The organism is Candidatus Eisenbacteria bacterium (assembly GCA_016930695.1).
GTDB lineage: Bacteria > Orphanbacterota > Orphanbacteria > Orphanbacterales > Orphanbacteraceae > JAFGGD01.
In genome coordinates, this window is the sequence record JAFGGD010000036.1 from 1 (window position 1) to 18,231 (window position 18,231).

Below are 18,231 nucleotides of genomic sequence, written 5' to 3' on the forward strand. Positions count from 1 at the left end.
AAGCGCGGCCCATCAAGCGGCTGGAGCCGTCGATCGCTCCGGCGGGCAAGCCCGCCTCCGCGCTCTCGGCTCAGCCGCCGGCCCGTTCGGCAGGAGGATCAGGACTGGTTTGAGGGAACAACACAACAACCAGGAATTCAGCATTGCAAACCTCACCAATACACAGGATACAAACGGAGGGACACAGAATGAGAGCGTTCTCGTTTGGCGAAGACACCAAGAGGGTTCAGTGGGGTAGTCGCAAATTGGATCTTAGCATGATGCGTCCATTTTCCGCAGGCATCATCTGGGGAGTCGTCATGCTGGCGATCGGCCTGGGCTCCGGGTGCGGTAACGGCGGCGATGGCGGCAAAAATGGTAACGTCAGCGCGAAGGGCAGTGGCCCGGCCAGCGGCGACGGCGTCGTTGCCGGTCGCGTCAGTTTCATGTTTGATGGCAAGCAGTACAGCGGCAAGACTTGCATCGCAAACTCGTTTCCGGGTGAAAACAGCACCAGCGTTACGAGCGGCGGGGACGAAAGCGAGTGGACCCTGATGATGGAGATTCCCGGCACGGCCACCGGACAGTTTGACGAGGATGCCGGCGCTACCTGTTCATTCATCGAACCCCCTTTCAACAACTACGACTCCGAAGCCATTACCATTGCCGTGTCCGCTTATGGGGAGGTCGGGGGCGTTGTGGAAGGAACGTTCTCCGGAATGTTGATCAATCAGTTGGATTCGAGCCGCGAGCCAATCACAGAGGGAAAATTTACGGCTCAACGGCATCTGAATGTCGAGTGACTGGGTTTCTTGTGCGGCATGCCCCAGATTCCTGTCCTGCTCGGTGTGACACGGGATCTCATGGAACCGGTGTCACGGAACAGCCTACCAAGGCAAAGCAAAATGGACTGCACGGAATTTATAATATCGGAGAAATAGGTCTATGCCGAACCACCACATTCAGAGGCCAAGCCGTTTCCGTCACGCTGGTTGCAAACCGTGCAGTCAATCAGATGGCCCGTTGGGTTGCTGCCAGGCATCGCCAAAGCAACCAGCGCGCCGGGGCTTGCCGCTGAAGTGGCCCGATGGATCCGACGCTTCGTGTCGGATCCATCGGGGCGGCGGCTGTTCCCAACCGCTTTCGGGCCGCGAAGCGCGGCCCATCAGGCGGTTGGAGCCGTCGATCGCTCCGGCGGGCAGGCCCGCCTCCGCGCTCTCGGCTCAGCCGCCGGCCCGTTGGGTGGAAAGGAGGAACGCGGCGAGACCCGGGTTGGGAGCCACCGGTGTCTTCTTCGCGGAGCGGGACTACATAGGATTGTGGTGCCGGCTGCTGATGAGCACTTGGATATAATCGCCGTGTTCGTCCTTACACTGATCTTATCCGTTGTTCCTCTCGTATTTCTCCCGGAGGGATTCGCTACAGGAGTCTTTCTCGCCGTTCTCGGTGGAACCGCGTTTTCGTATCTGGTAATGATCAAGCAGTGAACCCGCCGAGGGCCCTCTCGAATCGCCGAGCAGGACAATGTGCGGTTTCCTTTTTTGCCGGCAGAAAAGGAACGCCGGAAGGGCCGGGTGGAGAGGGAGAGTCCCCGCGTTTTCCGGCCTCTCGCCCTTTTCAGAGACGATCATTTATGACCGCTCCTCGTCCCCGTCGACCTCCGATGTGGCCATCGAAAAACTCGTGTATACTGTGATCCTGCTTGATTCCCGCGAGCGTGGCCGCGTTCCGCTCGGGGCCTACGCCGTGAAGGAAGGGCTCCGGGGAGCGTTTCGCCGCCGCCGGCCGTTTGAAAAGGGAAGAGGAAACCGATGAACCGAAAGATCATCATTCGTGACGAGAAGGATGCCGACGCCGGCGCGATCCACGACGTGACCGCGGCCGCCTTCGAGAATATGGAGATCAGCAACCAGACGGAGCCGTACATCGTCGAGGCGCTCCGCGCCGCCGGCGCGCTCACGGTTTCCCTCGTCGCGGAGTCGGACGGCCGCGTGGTCGGGCACGTCGCCTTCTCCCCCGTGACCGTTTCGGACGGCACGGCGGACTGGTACGGCCTCGGTCCCGTCTCGGTTCTGCCGGAATACCAGCGGCAAGGGATCGGCAAGGCGTTGATCGAGGAGGGGCTCTCCCGGCTGAAGAGCAGGAACGCCCGGGGATGCTGCCTCGTGGGAGATCCGAAGTATTACGTGAGGTTCGGTTTCCAGAACGCGCCGGAGATGGTGCTCGAAGGAGTGCCGCCGGAGGTCTTCCAGGTCCTCTCCTTCGGAGGACCCGTTCCCCAAGGAACCGTCGTTTTTCACGAGGGATTTCTGGCGGACGGCCGGCAAGAGGGCGCGGAAGATCCTCCGCGCGCGGTTTCTGAAAGAAAGAAGACGAGGATGGACAGGGGAGCGATCAAGAGGGCCTACAAAGAGGCCAGGCAGCCGATGGGGGTGTATGAAATCCGGATCGAGGGAGAGGAAAAGGTTTTCCTCGATTGCACCACCGATCTGCGGGCCCGGTTCAACCGCCATCGGGCGGAACTGAAGTTCGGGAGCCATCGAAACAAGGAACTGCAGGAGCTGTGGAACGGGCGGGGCGAGTCCGCCTTCCGGTTTTCGATCATCGACGAGCTGGAACACGAAGAGGAAACGGCGTCGCATGTCGAAGAGGAGCTGGAGACCCTCGCGGAGATGTGGATGCAAAAGATGAGGCAGCGCGGCGACACCGTGGTGCGTCTCTGAAGGAAGGCCGGGCCGCGACCGGCGCGGCGGGCAAGGAATCCTCATGAACCTCGAACCTCTGAAACGCGGCCGTTCCGTGCCTCTGCGCGGTGATCTCCGCGCGGCACTCCTCACGAGCGAAGACATGCCGGAGATCGTCGAAATGCTGAACACCCCGGCGGTCGTGGAATATCTCTTCTTCGCCCCTTCGCCGGACGCGGTGTATGAGGGGTACTTCCGGCCGATCATCGAAAACACGGGGAAGGCGATCCGGGAAGGAACGTGGCCGGAATGTCCCACCATCGTCATCCGGGACGGCGCGGGCAAGTTCATGGGAATGTGCGGGGTGGACGCGGTGAGGCTGCATCCGGGGAACTACGAGATCGGTTTCCAGCTGCCGGTCCACGCCTGGAGACAAGGGATCGCCACCGCCGCCTGCCGGTCGATGACCGCCCTCGCCTTCGAGGAACTGGGCGCGCACAAGGTGGCCGCGGATTGCTACGCCGGAAACGCCGGCTCCCGGCGGGTGCTGGAGAAGTGCGGCTACCGGCGGGAAGGGATTCAGGAGAAGTACTACAAGCGGGAGTCCGGTTTCGACGACCGCGTTCTCTATGGGATGACGGCCGGGTATTACGCGGGAAGGGGGAAATGAGGGCCATGAAATCGTCCGCGATGATTCTCGTTCGATCGCTCTTGCCGCTTCTTTTCGCGGGTTCCGTTCTCGCCGGGACCGTCGACCTGGAAACGGAGGGAGGAGCGGTCTGGTTCGGACGGAACGACGTGCGGATTCCCGGCGACGAGGGTACCGAATTCGACATGACGGAATTGACCGGCGAGGGGCCGGCTTCCTCGTTCCGGCTTTACGCGACCTACGCGTTCAACGAGCGGCACGCCCTCCGTCTCGCCTACGCGCCCCTCTCGATCGAAGGGACGGGGACGCTCGATCGGGAGGTGTTTTTCGTCGCGTCGACCTTCGAGAAGGGGGCGCCCGTCACGGGACTCTACCGGTTCGACACCTATCGCGTCACCTATCGGTGGACCTTTCATCGGAGCGCGAAATGGCGCTGGGGTCTCGGCGGCGCCCTTCTCGTCCGTGACGCGGAGATCGAACTGAAGCGGGGGGAGATCGCCGAGACGAAAGAGAACGTCGGGTTGGTGCCCCTCCTTCATCTCCACGGGGCGTATCTCGTCAACGAGAGCTTCTCCCTCGCGCTGGACGCGCTGGGCGCGGCCGCTCCCCAGGGGAGGGCGATCGACGCCGCGCTCCGGCTCGCGTACGAACGGCCTTCCGGCTGGCGCGTGTTCGCCGGATACCGCACGCTCGAAGGGGGCGCCGACAACGACAGCGTCTACACCTTCGCCTGGCTGCATTACGCGGTCGCCGGGATCGGCTATCGGTTCCGGTGAAGGCGCCGGGGCGGGGCGCGGTTACTTCCGCCGCCCGCCGGCGGCATACCGGGGGAGTCCGTCACGTGCGTTCCTCCTCGCGAGGAGAAAGGGTGAGATGAAAGCCGGAATCGCAAAACGTTTGTCCATGTATCTTGTCGTCGCGCTCACGCCGATCGCCTTCTCCTGCTCGCGGAATCCGATGGACACGCCGCTCCAGGCGTCGTCCCTCCAGGAGTACGTCCGGAACGTGACGCAGCTCGCGAAGAGGATGAGCGCGGGGGAGAGGGAGCGGTTCTTGGACGCCATTGCGGTCATGGCTTTCGATTTCGAGGCCGCCGTCACCACGACCCTGGTGGGAGGTCCTCCCGGCACCGTGGAGGCGTTGACCGAATCGGCGATGGGACTAAACGGGATGACGCCCCGGGAGATCATCGAAAAAGGGGAGGCCAATCTCGCGCGCGTGAAGGAGGCGCTCCGGGAAAGGGGCCGCGACACCGAGTGGGCGACGATCGAGGAGATCAAGGCGATGGCGGCGAAGGAGCAGATCCGGATGGTGGAGGAACCCGCCGGCGGGCCCGCCGAGGAATCTCTTTCCGAGCCCGCCGCCGCTCCGGCTGAGACGAAGCCGGGCCGGGACGACCCGCACCGGGTCCGGCCGGCCGAACAACCACGGGCGCGGGCGAACGCCGCGAAACGAGCCCGGGAAGCCGCGGAAAGCGGCGATTAGGTCGATTCCTCGATCGGAAACGCGAATACCGAGCCTCGCCGGAGCCGCATCCCGGAAGACTTCACGGAATTGGGGTATAGTGATTGCAGCAACGTGTTGTTGACTGCGCAACAGGGAACGGATCGGTCTTGTCCCGAGGTTGGAGGGATTCATTATGCGGTCCGGCGGGTTCCATCGTTCGTGTTTTCCGTGCGGTTCCGAAGAGCGGCGAGATGGGCGCTCACGTTTTCCCTCTCTCGCGATCGTCTGCGCCTTTCTTCCTCTCTTCATTCCAAGCATGATCGCCGCGGCCGGGTCCGAGGAGTGGGAACACCCGACGCGAATCGGGCTCGTGGCGGGCGCTCCGCAGTTGTTGGCGTTGACGGCGGATAGAGCCGTCACGGGACCGGCGAGGGTACAGGTACACGCCTCCTACTTGATCAGGGCGTTTTCCTGCGGCGCCCGCGTCGTTCTCGAGTCGAATCGCGGGTTGGGAGCCCTGCGGCCTTACGTATTCGCGGGAGGCGGATATCTCACCATCTGTGGCGCGGAAGGGGAAGACGATTTCTGGGACGGCGAAGGTTTATTCGTCTGGGCGGGCGGTGGTCTCAGGCTCCGGATCGGCCGGTTCTCGCTTTGCGGCGAAATCGGTGGGATGAATTGGCATAGTACCTATCACACCCAACGCTATCCCGGAGATCGGGAAAAGACGGTGGGATCGTTCGGGCTCTTCGTTGACCTGTGAGGACCCCCGACCGTCTTCCCTTTCTCCTCCCCGGTTCCCTCACGCCAAAAAATTCCGTTTTCCTCCGTGGGTAGGCCCGCCGCCCCGAAAAAGAGGCTCCTTTCTGGCACGACGGACCGGGAGTCGTGTACTGTTCCTCCCGAGAGAACCGTTCGCGGAGACGACCGCCCGTTCGGAGGTTTTGCCGATGCTCTATCGTGAAGTGCCGAAAAACGGGGAGAGGCTCTCCGTTCTGGGTTACGGCTGCATGCGCTTCCCGGGACGGATGCAGCGGATCGACGAGAAACTCGCCGAGCGGCAGATCCTCCGCGCCATGGACCGGGGGGTCAACTACTACGACACCGCCTACCCCTACCACGGCGGCAGGAGCGAGCCCTTCCTCGGCAAGGTCCTCGAGAGGAACGGCCGCCGGGACGACGTGAAGATCGCCACCAAGCTCCCCCACTGGCTGACCGGCTCCAAGGAGGAGATGGACGGAATCCTGGCGGAACAGATGGACAGGCTGCGGACCGACCGGATCGATTACTACCTGGTCCACGCCCTGAACGGCGAACTCTGGGAGAAGGCGAAGAAGCACGGAGTGATCGAGTTCCTGGAGGGCGCCCTCGCGGACGGGCGGATCCGGAACGCCGGCTTCTCCTTCCACGGGTCGGCGGAGGATTTCCCCAGGATCGTCGACGACTACGACTGGACCTTCTGCCAGATCCAGTACAACTACCTGGACACGGGGAACCAGGCGGGGACCGCCGGCCTGGAGTACGCCGCGTCGAAAAGGCTGGCGGTGATGATCATGGAGCCGCTTCGCGGCGGCAACCTCTCCAAGCCCCCGCCGCCGTCGGTGAAAAAGATCTGGGAGCGGGCGGAGCGCCGGCGGACGCCGGCGGAGTGGTCCCTTCGCTGGATCTGGAACCGGCCGGAGGTGACCACGGTCCTCTCGGGGATGAACGTGGACGCGCACATCGACGAGAACCTGGCGGTCGCGGCCGAGGCGGAGCCGGACTCCCTCGGCGAGGGCGAGCTGCGGCTGGTCGACGAGGCGGCGGCGGAATTCCGGCGGGCCATGAAGGTCGGCTGCACCGGCTGCCAGTACTGCATGCCCTGTCCCGCGGGCGTGAACATCCCTTCCTGTTTCGACTACTACAACTCCCGGCACGCCTTTCGGGATCGCCGCGCCCGGATGACCTACCTGCTGATGAACGGCGTCACCACCGACAAGCCGACGATGGCTTCACAGTGCGTGCGCTGCGGCCAATGCGTCGACAAGTGTCCCCAGAACATCCCGATCCCGGACCGGCTCGCCGACGTGGCGAGGGACATGGAAGGTCCCTTCACGGGGATGTGGATCCGGCTGATCAAGAAGGTGATGATGAGGAGGGGACGAAGGGGAAGGCGGTCGGATTAACGGCGGCCGGAGAGGCGTTTCTTCTCGAAGAAAGGAAGGGCGGATGCGACTCGGCGCGTTTTCGATCAGTCTGGCGGTGAAGGATCTGGAGGCGTCCCGCGCGTTCTACGAGAAGCTCGGATTCGACGTCTTCGGGGGCGACGCCTCGCAAAACTGGCTCATCCTGAAGAACGGCGACGCCCTGATCGGGCTCTTCCAGGGAATGTTCGACAGGAACATCCTCACCTTCAACCCGGGATGGGACCAGAACGCGAACGAACTCGAATCGTTCGGCGACGTGCGCGAGATCCAGAGGCGGTTGAAGGAGGAAGGAGTCTCCCTGGAGCGGGAGGCGGACGAGAGCGGTTCCGGCCCGGCGAGCCTCGTCGTCGTCGACCCGGACGGCAATCCGATCCTCGTCGATCAGCATTTGTAGGGAAGAGAAAGCCCGGCCGCCGGCGCCCGCCCGGGGCGGCGAGGCCCGTGGCGGGAAGGGCGGGGAAGGGACGGAGCATATATATTGAGTGGATGAGCCGTTCCGCCGGGAACGCCCGCCGGAACCACTCGGTTTTCACCGCTCCCGGAAAGCGAGGGGAATCATGACCGCCGCCGACGTTTCGCCTTCCCGGACCGTTCCCCACGCCCGTATCACGGGGGTCCTCTATCTCGTCATCATCGCGCTCGGGCTCTTCAGCGAGCTGGCGGTCCGCGCCCCGCTCATCGTCCGGGGAGACGCGGCGGCGACGGCGGCGAACATCGCCGGCGCGGAACGGCTCTTCCGGATCGGTTTCGCCGCCGATCTGGTCGTCTTTCTCTGCGACGTCGCGGTGGCGGCGCTTCTCTATTTCATGCTCCGCCCGGCGGGGAAGGCGCTTTCCCTGACGGCGGCCGCTTTCCGCCTGACCGGAACGGCGATCTACGGCGCCAACCTGCTGAACCTCCTCGCCCCGCTGCTCATCCTCGGCGGCGCCGGCTCCTTCGCGGCCTTCGCCCCGGACCGGCTGCACGCCCTGGCGCTCCTCTTCCTCGATCTGCACCGGCACGGCTACGACCTGGGGTTGGTCTTCTTCGGCGTCCACTGCCTGGCGCTCGGCGCCCTGCTTCTTCGCTCCTCCTCCTTCCCGAGTATTCTCGGCGTTCTGATGGCGCTCGCGGGGGCGGGTTACCTCGTCGGGAGCTTCACCCTCTTCCTCTTCCCGGAATCCGCCGGAGCGGTCGCGCCCGTTTACGCCGCCCCGCTCGTCGGCGAGCTCGCCTTCTGCCTCTGGCTCCTGATCCGGGGAGGGAAGAGAAGTGCGGGACAACCGGCCGGAGATCGGGCATAATTGATGACCGTTCCGGGATGGGTCCCCCGGACGATTCGAAGTGAATGTGTGAAAAAACCCGGAGGGTGAGAATGAGCGAAGACAAAGCCGGTCCATTCGTGGGAATCGCGGGAACCATCGCCGGAATCTCGATGGTCATCGTCGTGATTTTGGCCGTTCTCGCCAAGGAACACCTGATGGTCGCCGCCTATGTCGTCGGCGCGCTGGTCGTACTCGGTATTTTCCTCGGTTTCGCGGCATCCAAGAAGAACTGAAGTCCCGTCGACGCGACGGTGTAACGCTCCCCCCGCGTTCGCGGTTTCGTGGCCTTTTCGACGCGAGATACGGCAATGACCTGGACCGTGGCTTTTGATGACTCCTTGCGCATCGTGATCCTCACTTACTCCGGCGTGAGCACCGGCGAAGATATCAAGGAGGCCGCCGTCGCACGGATCGCTCTCGGCAGGGAGAAGGGCGTCGACCGGTATCTGATCGACACGACGGCGGTGGTGACCGATGAATCCGCCACCTCCGATCTCTTCGATCTTCCCGACAAGTTCTATCCAGCGGAACGGAATCAGCGGGACAGCCGCATCGCCATCCTCGAACCGGAATCGTCCCGATCGTCGGAGATGGTCCGGTTCTTCGAAAGCGTCTGCGTGAACCGCGGGTGGGCGGTGAAGGTGTTTTCGGACCGGGAGAGCGCGATCCGCTGGTTGTAGACGAAAGTGCGCGTTTCGTGACGAAACAGATCCTGATCGGCGGCGGGCTCGCCTTCGCCGCGGCGGTGCAGCCGGGACCGTTGCAGGCGTATCTTCTCTCCCGGGTCGCCTCCATCGGCTGGCGGCGCACTCTTCCCGCCGCTTTCGCCCCGCTCCTCAGCGACGGTCCGATCGCCCTTCTCGCCCTCCTGGTATTGGGCCGCCTCTCGCCGGGCGCGCAGAACGTTCTCCGCGCGGCGGGGGGCGCGCTCCTTCTCTTTCTCGCCGCGCGCGCCTTCCGGCAGTGGCGGCGGAAGGAGGACCTCGTCCCGCGGCGGGGCGACCGAACGCCGCGCACCCTCTTCGAGGCGGCGCTGGTGAACCTCCTCAATCCCAATCCGTACCTCGGCTGGGCGCTGATCCTCGGGCCGGCGGTGATGACGGCGTGGCGGGAATCGCCGGGCCAGGGGGCGGCGGTGGTGGTCGCCTTCTACTCGGTCATGGTTTCCATGCTCGCCCTTTCGATTCTCGCCTTCGGAAGCGCCTCACTCCTCGGGCCGCGCTTCCAGAGGGCGCTCCTCTTCCTCTCCGTGCTGATCCTCGGCGGGCTGGGGGCGTACCAGTCGGCGATGGCCGCCCGCTTCTTCGGCGCGGGGTAGGAGGAGAGAAACTCCCGCGGAAACGCGGCGAAAACGGAGTCAAGTCGACGGTCTCCTTCCTGGGTTGCGGAAGAGAGGGATTCTATCCGATGGTACTCGGGAAAGTGGTACGCATCCTCGAAAGGAATGCGCTACATTGATCAGGGATGGTTCCGACAGTTTTCGCGAAAGAGCAGCGGATGTTCTTTGCGTGGATCGTGGGGGCACCGGTCATCCCGGGAGTTTCCTTCGGTGACTCGGCGTTCGAGAAGAACGATCGCCTCATCACCGAGGTGGAAAAGCTCGGCCCCGCGATCGCGGCTCGGCGGCCGCATGGATGGGAGAACCGATGATGACATGGACCGTTGAATGCAACGAGGAATTGGGGATCATCATACTGACGTATTCCGGTGTAACAACCGGCGAAGAAATCAAGAAAGCCGCCGTCGCTCGAATCGACCTGGGGAAAAAAAAGGGCGTCACCAAGTTCCTGATCGACACGAGAACAGTGAAAACCGACGAATCGGCCACCTTCGACATCTACGACGTACCGAACAAGATCTATCCTTCGAAGGGCGATCTGCATGAAAGCCGTATAGCCATTCTGGAACCGGAATCGTCCACATCGACGAAGATGGTACAGTTCTTCGAAAGCGTGTGCGTGAACCGCGGATGGATGGTGAAGATCTTTCAAGATCGTGAGAGCGCGATCCGGTGGCTGTAGCGATCGATCGACCGACGACCTCCCGCCTGGAGCGGGGGTGAGTCCTTCCGCCCCCGTGAGAAGTCTTCTTCCGTTTTTCCCGTTCCGGTCTTCTTGATCTCCCCGTTCTTCCCGGTGGAAAGGCTCTCTCGGGAATCGTGAAGTGACCGGCCGGTTCCCGACCTTTTCCCTTTTCCCATCGCGCCGCGTTGGTTACGTTTCCCTGTGTGAACCCGTCCCGCCGCGGGCGCCGCGGCGTTATGCAGAGAATCCCCTTTTGGGAGGGTGGCCCTCATGACCGAGTTCTCTTCGTCCGAAGAGCTGGCCGGCGCGATCATCGCCCGCTTGGACGCCATGCAGGCGGCGGGGTTCGCCCGCCGGTTCTGGAACAAGGATTCCACCCTTTGGAAGGAGGACCGGGCGGTCGGCGCCAAGATCATCGATCGTCTCGGATGGCTGGACGTGGTCGAGGCGATGGAAGAGAAAATCGGCGATCTCGAGGAGTTCGCCGAGGAAGCGAGAGGCGATTACGATCACGTCCTCCTCCTCGGAATGGGGGGCTCGAGTCTCTGCCCCGATCTCCTGGCCCGCACCTTCGGTCCGGCCGGCGGGTTTCCGGCGCTCCGCGTTCTCGATTCCACCGATCCCGCGGCGGTGCTCGCCTCGGAGCGCGCCGTCGATCTCGGCCGCACCCTCTTCCTGGTCGCTTCCAAGTCGGGCGGCACCGCCGAGGTGGACGCCTTCTTCCGATACTTCTACGGCCGCGTCCGCGACGCGGGCGCCTTCGTCGCCATCACCGACCCCGGCTCCCCTCTCGAGGAACTGGCAAAAGAGGAGGGCTTCCGCCGCGTCTTTCTGAACCCTCCCGACATCGGAGGGCGTTACTCCGCCCTCTCCCTTTTCGGGCTCGTCCCGGCGGCGCTTCTCGGCATGGACCTGGAGCTTCTTCTGGAGCGCGCGAACGCCGTCGCCCGCGCCTCCGGACCGCATGCGCGGGCCCGCGAGAATCCCGGGCTCTGGCTCGGCGCGGTGATGGCCGAGGCGGCCCGCGCGGGGCGGGACAAGCTGACCCTGATCGCCTCGCCGGCGATCCGCTCCTTCGGCGGTTGGGTGGAGCAGTTGGTCGCCGAGAGCACCGGCAAGGAGGGACGGGGGATCCTACCCGTCGACGGCGAGCCCCTCGGCGAGCCGGGCGCGTACGGGCCGGACCGCCTCTTCGTACGTCTTCGACTCGCGGGAGAGGAAGAGGGGGACGTGGACGGGCGAGTCCGCGCCATCGAAAAGGAAGGGCACCCGGTGATCACCCTTCTCCTCGAAGACCGCTACGACCTGGGGGGGGAGTTCTTCCGATGGGAGGTCGCCACCGCCGTCGCCGGCGCGCTTCTGGAGATCAACCCCTTCGACGAACCGAACGTGAAGGAGAGCAAAGACCTCACCCGCGCCGCGCTGGGGCGCTTCGAAAAGGATGGGGCGCTCCCGGAGAGCCCCGCGCTCGCGGAGGAGGGGGGGATCCGTCTCCACGGCGACGGCGGCCTCGCCGGAGCGGGGGAGAAGGACGCGATCGTTCCGTGGATCGACGCCCATCTCTCACGCGTACGGCCGGGCGATTACGTCGCTCTTCTCGCCTATCTGCCGCCGTCCCATGCGATCGAGGAGGAGCTTCGCGCGCTCCGCGCCTCCCTTGCGCGCCGAACCGGCGCGGCGGTCACCGTCGGCTTCGGTCCCCGTTTCCTCCATTCAACCGGCCAGTTCCACAAAGGGGGCCCGAACAGCGGCGTCTTCCTGCAGATCACCGCGGAGGCGGAGAGGGACCTCACCATACCCGGCCTTCCCTGGAGTTTCGGCGTGCTCGAGAGGGCGCAGGCGCTGGGCGACCTCGGCGCGCTCGAGGCGCACGGCCGCCGCGTGCTCCGCCTGCACATCGCGGGGGACGCGGTTCCCGGGATCCGGGCGATCCGCGCCGGAATCGAGGGTTGACGATGCGCGTGTTGGTCGGCGACGTCGGCGGAACGAAAACACTTCTCGCGACGGCGGAGATCGGCGGCGGACGCCCCCGCTTTCTGCGCGAGGAGCGCTACGCCACCGCCGATTGGGAGGGGCTCCTCCCGATGACGCGCGCCTTTCTGGGCGGGGAGGAGGCGCGCCCCGAGGCGGCCTGCTTCGGCGTCGCCGGTCCGGTGGCGGAGGGGCGCTGCATCGGGCCCAACCTCCCCTGGCCCGTGGACGGCGGCGAACTCTCCCGCGGGCTCGGCGTCGATCGCCTGAGGATCATCAACGATTTCGACGCCGCCGGATACGGCATCCCCCTTCTCGTCCCCGACGATCTCCACGCGCTCAAGGAGGGGGCGCCCGATCCGAAGGGGCCGATCGCCCTCATCGGCGCCGGGACCGGTCTCGGCGAGGCGTTCCTCATTCGCGACGGGAGGAGAACGCGCGTCCTCCCCACCGAGGGGGGGCACGCCGATTTCGCCCCCCGGGACGAGAGGGAGTGGGATCTGCTTCTCCACATGCGCCCCCTCGTCGGCGGGCGGGTTTCGGTGGAGCGCGTTCTCTCCGGTCCCGGGCTCGCCCGGATCTATCGCTTTCTCGTCGCGCGCGCGGGAGCGCCCGAGAACCCCGCCGTCCGCGCGGAGATGGAGCGCGAGGACCCGGCGGCGGTGGTCACCCGTCGCGGCCTCGACGGCACCGACCGCGCCTCGCGCGATGCGCTCGACCTCTTCATTTCCCTCCTCGGCGCCGAGGCGGGGAACCAGGCGCTCCGCATTCTCGCCACCGGCGGCGTCTACCTCGGCGGCGGCATCGCCCCCCGGATACGGGAGCGTCTCGCCGCGGGGGGCTTCACCCGCTCGTTCCTGGACAAGGGGCGATTCGCCCCCTTCCTGGAGAAGGTCCCGGTCTTCATCATCCTGAACCGCAGGACACCGCTCCTCGGAGCGGCGGCGGTTCTGGCCGAAGGGGACGCCCTCGCGGAGCGTTAGGGGCGCCGGACCGCCGTCTTTTCCCGAGACCGATCCGATAAATCACCCCTAAAGCAAGCCGCCGGCCGGGGCGGCTTTTCTCCTTGCAACGGCGTCTCTTGCGCCGATACAATCACGGGCGTCTCGTTCACGTCGGGGGAGTGGAACCGGAATGAAAGCGATCATCATCGGCGCCGGAGAAGTGGGTTACCACATCTCCGACCATCTCTCCCGCACCGGCCACGACGTGACCGTCATCGACCGGAATCCGGAGAAGCAGAGGACCCTCAAGGAGAAGGTGAACGCCCTGGTGGTGCTCGGCAACGGGCTCTCCGCCGACACCCTCCGTGAGGCGGGTGCGGAGGGGGCGGACCTCTTCATCGCCGTCACCAACCAGGACGAGATCAACCTGGTCGCCTGCCTGCTCGCCCGCCAGTTCCAAATCCCGCGCACCATCGCCCGGGTCAAGAACCTGGACTACACGCGCCCCGAGGGGCCGCTGAACGAGAAGAGCCTCGGCATCGACCTTCTGATCAATCCGGAGAGCGTGGTCGCCCAGGAGATCTACGGCCTCTCCTCCCACACCGGATCCACGGAGGTGGCGGAGTTCGCCGACGGCCGCGTGATCTTTTTGGGGCTGCAGATCGGCCCGGAAAACCCGGTGGCGGGGGTCTCCCTCCGCGACCTGGGAGACATCCGCGGCGTCTATCGCTTGGTGGTGACCGCCATCACCCGGAACGACAAGACGATCATTCCGCGCGGCGAGGACGTGATCCGAGCGGGGGACACGATCTATTTCGTCTGTAACAAATCGGATCTTTCTTCCGTGAACTATCTTTTCGGCATCGAGAAGAGCCAGTCCCGGAAGGTGTTCGTGCTCGGCGGAGGAAGGGTGGGTCACACGGTGGCGCGCCGCCTCGCCGAGGAGGGGTGCCGCGTCAAGGTGATCGATCGGAATCCGGATCAATGCCGGGATCTGGCGAACCGCCTCGACAACGTGCTGATCCTCTGCACCGACGGAACCGACGTGGACACCCTCCGGAACGAGGGGATCGCCGACGGGGACGTGTACATCGCCGTCACGCAGGACGACACCTCCAACATCCTGCTCTCCCTTCTCGCCAAGCAGTACGGCGTGAAACGGGCGGTGGCGCTGGTGAATTCGCCGGCGCTTCTCAACCTCGCCCCCACGCTCGGCGTGGACGCCTGTATCAGCCCGCGGGTCGCCACCGCGAGCGCGATCCTGAAGTATCTGCGGAAGGGGGACGTGCTGAACGTGACCGTGCTGGACCAGAGCAACGCCGAGGTGACCGAGACGATCGTTCCCTCCGGCAGCCCGATCCTGAACAAACCCTTAAAGAACCTGCGGTTCCCCCATGGAGCGATCATCGGCGCCGTGGTGCGCGGGCCGGACGTGTTTATCCCCACCGGCGAGGATCACCTCGAGGCGGGGGACCACGTGATCGCCTTCACCCTCCCCGGGTCGGTGACGCAGGTCGAGAAGTTCTTCGCCTGACCATGAACATCCGCTCCACATGCAAGATGCTGGGCGGCCTGCTCCTCTTCCTGGGCGTCATGCTGCTCACGCCGATCCCCTTCGCCCTCTTCCACCGGGACGGGGATTGGGACTCCTTCGTCCTCTCCTCGGCGCTCGCCCTCGCCGCCGGCGGCTTCCTCTTTCTCTTCTTCCGCCGGGAGGAGGAGATCAGCTACCGGGAGGGGTTCGGCATCGTCACCTTCGGCTGGATCGCCTTCGCCCTCTTCGGCGCGCTTCCCTTCGTCTTCTCCGGGGCGATTCCCAACATGATCGACGCTTTCTTCGAGTCCATGCCCGGCTTCACCACCACCGGGGCGAGCGTGGTGACCGATTTCGACGGCCTGTCGGAGAGCATCTTCTTCTGGCGCGCCATGACCCACTGGCTGGGCGGGATGGGGATCATCGTCCTCTCCATCGCCATCCTCCCCTTCCTCGGCGTCGGCGGGATGCAGCTCTTCGAGGCGGAGGTGCCGGGCCCGACTGCGGACCGCCTCAGCCCGCGGATCCAGACCACCGCCAAGCTGCTCTGGGGGGTTTATTTTCTCCTCACCTTCGCCGAGACGATCCTGCTGATGACCGGCGGGATGGACTTTCACGACGCGGTCTGCCACGCCTTCGCCACAATGGCCACCGGGGGCTTCTCCACCCGTTCGGCGAGCGTGGGCGCCTACGACAGCCACTACATCAACGGCGTAATCACGTTTTTCATGGTGATGGCGGGCGCGAACTTCTCTCTCCATTACATGGCGCTCCGCGGACGCTTCCGCTCTTACTTCCGAAGCCAGGAATTTCTCTTCTACGGCGGCGTGCTCCTCGTCGCCTTCGTCGCCATGGCGTTTCTGAACCGCCGCATTTATCCCGACGCCGGCACCAACGCCAGCCACGCCGCCTTCCAGGTCACGTCCATCATGACCACCACCGGTTTCGCCACAGCCGATTTCGAGCGCTGGCCGGTGCTCGGACAGTACATCCTGATCACGCTGATGTTCCTCGGCGGCTGCGCCGGCTCCACCGGCGGCGGCATGAAGAACGTGCGCGTGCTTCTCCTCGTCAAGCACGCCTACGTGCAGCTCTTCCGCCTGAACCATCCGCGCGGTGTGCGCATCCTCAAGCTGGACGGCAAGGCGGTTCCGGACGCGGTGATGCAGAGCATCCTCGGCTTCTTCGCCCTTTACATCGGAATTTTCGTCGTTTCCTCGCTCCTGATGGCCGCCCTCGGGCTCGATCTGATCACCGCCGGCGCCTCGGTGGTGGCCTGCCTGAGCAACATCGGCCCCGGGCTCGGCGAGGTGGGACCGACGGATCACTACGCCCACGTGCCCGCGGCGGGGAAGCTGCTCCTCACCCTCTGCATGCTCCTCGGCCGGTTGGAACTGTTCACCGTGTTGGTGCTTCTCTTCCCCTCCTTCTGGAAGAAGTGGGAGGGGGGGCGGCAGCGGCAGGCCTGACCGGCCCGCCGGCGATCCGGGGAGGGAGACCGGCATGAGCGAATCGAAGGGGCTCGGACGAGAAGCCTTCGAACCGACGCCGGAGGGGGAGAGCTACCGCCCCTGGATCGGCGCCGGCGAGCGGCCCGCCGAGTTCACCTTCAAGGCGGCGGCGGCGGGGATCGTCTTCGGCGTACTCTTCGGCGCGGCGAACGCCTACCTCGGCCTCAAGGCGGGGCTCACCATCTCCACGTCCATCCCGGTGGCGGTGATGACGGTCGCGCTCTTCCGCGCCTTCCGCGCCGCCGGCATGCGCGGCACCCTTTTAGAGGCGAACCTTTCCCAGACCGTCGGCTCCGCCTCCAGCTCGGTGGCGAGCGGCGTCATCTTCACGCTGCCGGCGCTCTTCCTCTGGGGGCTCGATCCGACGCTGATCCGGATGACCCTGCTCGCCCTCTTCGGCGGTCTCCTCGGCGTTCTCTTCATGATCCCTCTCCGGCGGCTGTTGATCGAGCGGGAGCACGGCCGGCTCCCCTATCCCGAAGGGACCGCCTGCGCCGAGGTGCTCGTGGCGAGCGAGGTGGGCGGGGCGCGCGCGGGGAACGTCTTCTGGGGTCTCGCCGCGGGGGCGGGGTTCAAGCTGCTCGTGGAGTGGCTCCGTCTCTTCCCGGACAAGGTGCGCTTTTCCGTCCCCCTCTTGAAGAAGGGGGAGCTGGGGATGAGCCTCTCGTCGGCGCTCTTCGGCGTCGGCTACATTCTGGGGCCGCGGATCGGCGCGGTGATGGTCGGAGGCGGGCTTCTCTCCTCCCTGGTGATCATCCCGGCGCTCGCCGTCTGGGGCGAAGGGCGGCCGGATCCTCTCTACCCGGAGATGGTGAAGCGGATCGCGGAGATGGGGCCGGGGGAGATCTGGCATCGTTACGTGAGGTACATCGGCGCGGGCGCGGTCGCCACGGCGGGGCTGATCACTTTGGCGCGGAGCGTGCCGGTGATGATCGAGAGTTTCCGTGTGGGGGCGCGAAACATCGGCCGCCGGCTCGGTGAGGGGGCGGGCGCCGCGCCGCGCACGGGCGACGACCTCCCCCTCCGCTTCGTCGGCGCCGGCACGGCGGTTCTGGTGATCGGGCTCGCCGTCGTGCCGAACCTCTTCGGCGGCGGCGTCCCCGGCGCGCTCCGGCCGCTCGCCGCGGTGCTGATCGCCGTTTTCGCCTTCTTCTTCGTCACCGTCGCTTCCCGAGTCGTCGGTCTCGTGGGGGTCACCTCCAACCCGACCAGCGGCATGACCATCGCCTCGCTCCTCGGCACGGCGGGGATTTTCTACCTCCTCGGATGGACCGACGACACGGCGAAGGGGGCGGCGCTCTCCGTGGGGTGCGTGGTCGCCATCGCCGCCTCTATTTCCGGGGACACATCCCAGGATCTGAAGACCGGCTTTCTCCTCGGCGCCACGCCGCGGAAGCAGCAGATCGGCGAGTTGCTCGGCGTGATCACCTCGGCGCTCTTCGTCTGCCTCGCCGTGCTCCTCCTCGACCGCGCCTACGGGTTCGGCACCGACGATCTGCCGGCGCCGCAGGCGACGTTGATGAAACTGGTGATCGAGGGTGTGTTGCAGAGTTCCCTCCCCTGGGGGTTGGTCGGGATCGGCGCCGGGATCGCCGTCCTCTGCGAGCTTCTCCGGATCCCGAGCCTTCCCTTCGCGGTGGGCGTTTACCTGCCGGTGACCACCATGGTGCCGGTCTTTCTCGGCGGCGCGCTCCGCCGCAGCCTGGAGAAAACCGCCCGTGACGAAGAGACACGGGGACGCCGGCGCGAGAGGGGCGTTCTCTTCGGTTCCGGTCTGGTGGGCGGTGAGGGGTTGCTCGGCGTCGCCGTCGCCGCCGTCGCCTTCGTTCGGGGGGGCGCGCCGGAGGGAGTCGGCTCCGGATGGGCCGGCTCCTGGGCGGGCGCGGCGGGTCTGCTCGCCTTCTTCGGGCTCGTTCTCGTTTTCCGGTGGCGCTGCGGCCGGAGCGGCGGCTGACTCGCGCGTTCCCCCCGGTTGGGCTACACTCGGAGCGCGCGGCGG

At 65.6% G+C, this 18,231-nt stretch carries 17 protein-coding genes; all 17 read left to right on the top strand.

The features are described from left to right. Window positions 1-188: 188 nt before the first annotated feature. The 17 genes from JW958_09150 (at window position 189) to JW958_09230 (ending at window position 18,186) form a co-directional block, all read left to right on the top strand. Complete coding sequence (locus tag JW958_09150; GenBank protein ID MBN1826421.1) at window positions 189-782, top strand: hypothetical protein; 594 nt, start codon at window positions 189-191, stop codon at window positions 780-782. Between the two features lie 1,008 nt (window positions 783-1,790). After that, window positions 1,791-2,702, top strand: coding sequence for a GNAT family N-acetyltransferase (locus tag JW958_09155; GenBank protein MBN1826422.1), 912 nt, complete (start codon window positions 1,791-1,793; stop codon window positions 2,700-2,702). A gap of 43 nt (window positions 2,703-2,745) precedes the next feature. After that, window positions 2,746-3,333, top strand: a complete 588-nt coding sequence (locus tag JW958_09160; protein MBN1826423.1) for a GNAT family N-acetyltransferase — start codon at window positions 2,746-2,748, stop codon at window positions 3,331-3,333. Window positions 3,334-3,338: 5 nt separating this feature from the next. Then, on the top strand, window positions 3,339-4,088 hold the full coding sequence (locus JW958_09165; GenBank protein MBN1826424.1) for a hypothetical protein: 750 nt from the start codon (window positions 3,339-3,341) through the stop codon (window positions 4,086-4,088). A gap of 97 nt (window positions 4,089-4,185) precedes the next feature. Further along, window positions 4,186-4,797 carry a hypothetical protein gene (locus JW958_09170; protein ID MBN1826425.1) on the top strand — a complete coding sequence of 204 codons (612 nt, stop codon included), beginning with the start codon at window positions 4,186-4,188 and terminating at the stop codon, window positions 4,795-4,797. Window positions 4,798-5,708: 911 nt separating this feature from the next. Continuing rightward, window positions 5,709-6,923: an aldo/keto reductase gene (locus JW958_09175; protein MBN1826426.1), complete on the top strand. Its 1,215-nt coding sequence runs from the start codon at window positions 5,709-5,711 to the stop codon at window positions 6,921-6,923. Window positions 6,924-6,966: 43 nt separating this feature from the next. Next, on the top strand, window positions 6,967-7,338 hold the full coding sequence (locus tag JW958_09180) for a VOC family protein (protein ID MBN1826427.1): 372 nt from the start codon (window positions 6,967-6,969) through the stop codon (window positions 7,336-7,338). Window positions 7,339-7,501: 163 nt separating this feature from the next. Further along, window positions 7,502-8,227: a DUF4386 domain-containing protein gene (locus JW958_09185; GenBank protein MBN1826428.1), complete on the top strand. Its 726-nt coding sequence runs from the start codon at window positions 7,502-7,504 to the stop codon at window positions 8,225-8,227. 71 nt (window positions 8,228-8,298) lie between these two features. After that, window positions 8,299-8,481, top strand: a complete 183-nt coding sequence (locus tag JW958_09190) for a hypothetical protein (protein ID MBN1826429.1) — start codon at window positions 8,299-8,301, stop codon at window positions 8,479-8,481. 75 nt (window positions 8,482-8,556) lie between these two features. Continuing rightward, window positions 8,557-8,928: a hypothetical protein gene (locus tag JW958_09195; protein ID MBN1826430.1), complete on the top strand. Its 372-nt coding sequence runs from the start codon at window positions 8,557-8,559 to the stop codon at window positions 8,926-8,928. Between the two features lie 17 nt (window positions 8,929-8,945). Next, window positions 8,946-9,566 carry a LysE family transporter gene (locus tag JW958_09200; GenBank protein MBN1826431.1) on the top strand — a complete coding sequence of 207 codons (621 nt, stop codon included), beginning with the start codon at window positions 8,946-8,948 and terminating at the stop codon, window positions 9,564-9,566. A gap of 328 nt (window positions 9,567-9,894) precedes the next feature. Further along, window positions 9,895-10,269: an STAS/SEC14 domain-containing protein gene (locus JW958_09205; GenBank protein ID MBN1826432.1), complete on the top strand. Its 375-nt coding sequence runs from the start codon at window positions 9,895-9,897 to the stop codon at window positions 10,267-10,269. 273 nt (window positions 10,270-10,542) lie between these two features. Beyond that, window positions 10,543-12,225 (top strand): glucose-6-phosphate isomerase, encoded by a 1,683-nt coding sequence (locus JW958_09210; GenBank protein MBN1826433.1) that lies wholly within the window; start codon window positions 10,543-10,545, stop codon window positions 12,223-12,225. Window positions 12,226-12,227: 2 nt separating this feature from the next. Then, the gene (glk, locus tag JW958_09215) at window positions 12,228-13,226 is read left to right on the top strand and encodes a glucokinase (protein ID MBN1826434.1); all 999 of its coding nucleotides are present in this window, start codon (window positions 12,228-12,230) and stop codon (window positions 13,224-13,226) included. A 151-nt stretch (window positions 13,227-13,377) separates the two neighbouring features. Beyond that, window positions 13,378-14,721 carry a Trk system potassium transporter TrkA gene (gene trkA, locus JW958_09220; GenBank protein MBN1826435.1) on the top strand — a complete coding sequence of 448 codons (1,344 nt, stop codon included), beginning with the start codon at window positions 13,378-13,380 and terminating at the stop codon, window positions 14,719-14,721. A gap of 2 nt (window positions 14,722-14,723) precedes the next feature. Continuing rightward, on the top strand, window positions 14,724-16,190 hold the full coding sequence (locus JW958_09225) for a TrkH family potassium uptake protein (GenBank protein MBN1826436.1): 1,467 nt from the start codon (window positions 14,724-14,726) through the stop codon (window positions 16,188-16,190). A 34-nt stretch (window positions 16,191-16,224) separates the two neighbouring features. Next, a complete protein-coding gene (locus tag JW958_09230; protein MBN1826437.1) occupies window positions 16,225-18,186 on the top strand; it encodes an oligopeptide transporter, OPT family in 1,962 nt (653 codons plus the stop codon). The last annotated feature ends 45 nt before the right edge of the window (window positions 18,187-18,231 follow it).